The sequence below is a fragment of the Nocardioides sp. genome (assembly GCF_031422975.1).
Taxonomy (GTDB): Bacteria; Actinomycetota; Actinomycetes; order Propionibacteriales; family Nocardioidaceae; genus Nocardioides.
The window spans coordinates 1-2,945 of record NZ_JANPEO010000519.1 but is presented as its reverse complement, the minus strand read 5'-3'; the positions used below and the strand labels follow the sequence as shown (position 1 = coordinate 2,945).

Here is a 2,945-nt window from a genome sequence, read left to right as displayed (position 1 = left end):
GTCCCGTCGAACGATTCCGTTGCCCGGGCTGGTCGCGGCCGCCTTGGAGCAGCACAAGGTGCGGCAGGCGAAGGAGCGTGCGGACCTGGGAATCCCGTGGGACGAGGCTGGCTTTGTCTTCGCCACCGGGATCGGGACCGCCCTGGATCCTGACAACACGACGAAGTTGGTCAAGCGTGCGTTGAAGACCGCCGGGGTCCGAGATGTTCGGATGCACGACTTCCGCCATGGCTGCGTCTCGGTGCTTCTTGGGCTAGGAGTTCCGCCGCGCACGGTCATGGAGATCGCGGGTCACTCGGGTCTTGAGATGACGATGAACGTCTATGCGCACGTGTCCCTTGAGGACAAGCAGGCGGCCTTCGAGAAGCTCAACGCACTCTTCGAGGAGGCGTGATGAGGGGCCAACTGCAGTCAAGAACTGCAGTCAACGCAGCCTCCGTGCTCGGAGTGAGCAGGCCCCACGGTGGCACAAATACAGAAAACCGCAGGTCAGCGGGCGGGCTGGCTGCGGCTTCGTGTAGTGCGCCTGTAGGGATTCGAACCCCAAACCTTCTGATCCGTAGTCAGATGCTCTATCCGTTGAGCTACAGGCGCGGGTCGCGCTGCGAACAGCACGACCGGACGAGGATAGCGGACCCCCACCGCCAACCCGAAATCAGCCCGTTTCCCCCTGCCTGGTGAGGAAGCTCGCAGGCTGGAGCGTTCCAATCGGAGGGGGGTGGTTATGGTGTCGTCCACGCAGCGCGCTCGGGGCGAACGAGGCGGCCCCCGGCACCTCACGAGAGGCAATTATCTGATGGCAGATGTCGAGGCGGCACTGGATGCGGCCGGGTTGCAGAACCCGAAGGTTCGCGAGTTCGTCAAGGAGTACGCCGAGCTCACCGGCGCCGAGAACGTCGAGGTGGTCAGTGCGGCCGACGACGCACGGCTGATCCAGGAGGCGCTGGCAGCCGGCGAGCTCCACCCCGCCGGCGAGGGCCGCTACTACTCCCGCAGCTACTACAAGGACACCGCCCGCTCCGAGGAGCGCACGATCGTCGCGACCAACAACGAGTCGGACCGGGGCGTCTACAACAACTGGCGCCCGGCCTCGGAGATGAAGCCGTTGCTGCACGACCGGATGCGTGGCGCGTCGACCGGCAAGACGATGTACGTCATCCCCTACCTCATGTCGCCTCCCGGAAACGAGCTCGCGCCCTGGGCGGCCGGCGTGGAGCTCACCGACTCGCGGCCCGTCGTCCTGCACATGATCCGGATGTCGCGGGTCGCGGCCAAGTTCCTCGACGAGCTCGACGACCCCGACCACTTCGTCCGAGCCGTGCACGTCACCGGCGACCTCGAGAACCTCGGCCAGGGCACCCCCGACGACCGGCGCTACTTCGTCACGGTCGCCGACGAGCGCACGATCTTGCACTTCGGTTCGTCGTACGGCGGCAACGCGCTCCTCGGCAAGATCGCGCACGGGCTCCGACAGGGCGCCTACGACGGCTGGGCGAGCAAGAGGTTCCTCGCCGAGCAGTACATGCTCATCGGCATCCACGACAAGGAGACGCAGAAGGACTACCACATCTGTGGCGGGTTCCCGAGTGCCTCCGGCAAGACCAACCTGGCGATGATGCTGGCCCCCGACGTCCTCGGAGACCGCTACCACGTGTCGTTCTACGGCGATGACATCGCGTGGCTGTGGGTCGATGAGTCGACCGGCCGGTTGATGGGCATGAACCCCGAGTACGGCGTCTTCGGGGTCGCGAAGGACACCAACGAGCGCACCAACCCCACCGCGCTGCACTCCATCGACCCCGGCACGGAGGCGATCTTCACCAACGTCGCCTACAACCCCAACACCGGCGAGGTCTGGTGGGAGGGCCGCACCCCGAGCCCGCCGAGCGACGTGCACGGCTGGCTCGACTGGACCGGCGCCCCGCTCGCGGACCGCAAGGACAGCGACTCGTCCCCGTGGGCGCACCCCAACAGCCGCTTCACCACGACCCTGGCCAACGTCCCCAACATCGCCGACGACTTCGACGCCGCGGCCGGCGTGCCCATCGACGCGATCATCTTCGGTGGCCGCACCCGCGACCGGGAACCCCTGATCCGGGCCATGTACGACCTCGCCGAGGGGGTCTACGACGGGCTCACTCTCGGTGCCGAGGCGACCGCGGCTGCCGAGGGCAAGGAGGGCGTGCTCCGCTACGACCCGATGTCCAACCGCCCTTTCATGGCGTACGGCGAAGGCGACTACGCGCAGCACTACCTCGACATCGTCGGGGCGGCGAGGGACCTGCCGATCTTCGCGCACGTCAACTGGTTCCAGCGCGACCCCGAGGACGGCCACTTCCTCTGGCCCGGCTACCGCGACAACCTGCGCCCGCTGTTGTGGTTGCTGCAGCTGCGCAACGGCGAGGTCGAGGGGCGGCAGACTCCGGTCGGGATCGTGCCGACGAAGGAGGAGCTCAACCTCGAGGGCGTCAACATCACGCCCAAGGACCTCGAGACCATCCTGAGCATCGACAACGTGCGCTGGCAGCAGGAGATGGACAACCGTGAGGAGCACCTCAAGCAGTTCGACCGGATGCCCGAGGCGATCTGGGAGGCCCACCGAAGGGTCACCAAGGCGCTGGCGGACGACAACACCTGACGTTCGGGGTTCTGCCACGGCGTTCAGGGCGATCCGCTAGCGTCGCAAGATCATGCAAGAACTCGGGACAGCACAGGGCTCCGTCCGTCGACGGTTCGATCGACGTCGGCCGTCGCTGCGACTGGCGCGACCGTTCGGCTTCGTGAGCGGCGTGGGGCTGCTCATGGTGCTGATCCCGCCCTACCAGGTCACGTGGATGGTGTCGGCCCTGACGGCGGTCGTCTACTTCGCCGTCATGGCGCTGCTGATCGCCAGCACCCGGCGAGATCGGCGCACCTGGATCGACCCGGCAGCGGCCTACCTCGTG

The 2,945-nt window shown here is 66.8% G+C and carries 2 protein-coding genes and 1 tRNA gene; 2 read left to right on the top strand and 1 reads right to left on the bottom strand.

Translation table 11 applies throughout. The features are described from left to right. A partial coding sequence (locus tag RMO85_RS15550) for a tyrosine-type recombinase/integrase (RefSeq protein ID WP_310529630.1) occupies positions 1-394 on the top strand: 394 nt, incomplete at its 5' end. 127 nt (positions 395-521) lie between these two features. Here RMO85_RS15550 and RMO85_RS15545 read toward each other — a convergent pair. Beyond that, positions 522-594, bottom strand: a tRNA-Arg gene (locus RMO85_RS15545). A 202-nt stretch (positions 595-796) separates the two neighbouring features. Between RMO85_RS15545 and RMO85_RS15540 the strand changes: the two genes are divergently transcribed. Next, positions 797-2,638: a phosphoenolpyruvate carboxykinase (GTP) gene (locus tag RMO85_RS15540; RefSeq protein ID WP_310529629.1), complete on the top strand. Its 1,842-nt coding sequence runs from the start codon at positions 797-799 to the stop codon at positions 2,636-2,638. Positions 2,639-2,945: the final 307 nt, after the last annotated feature.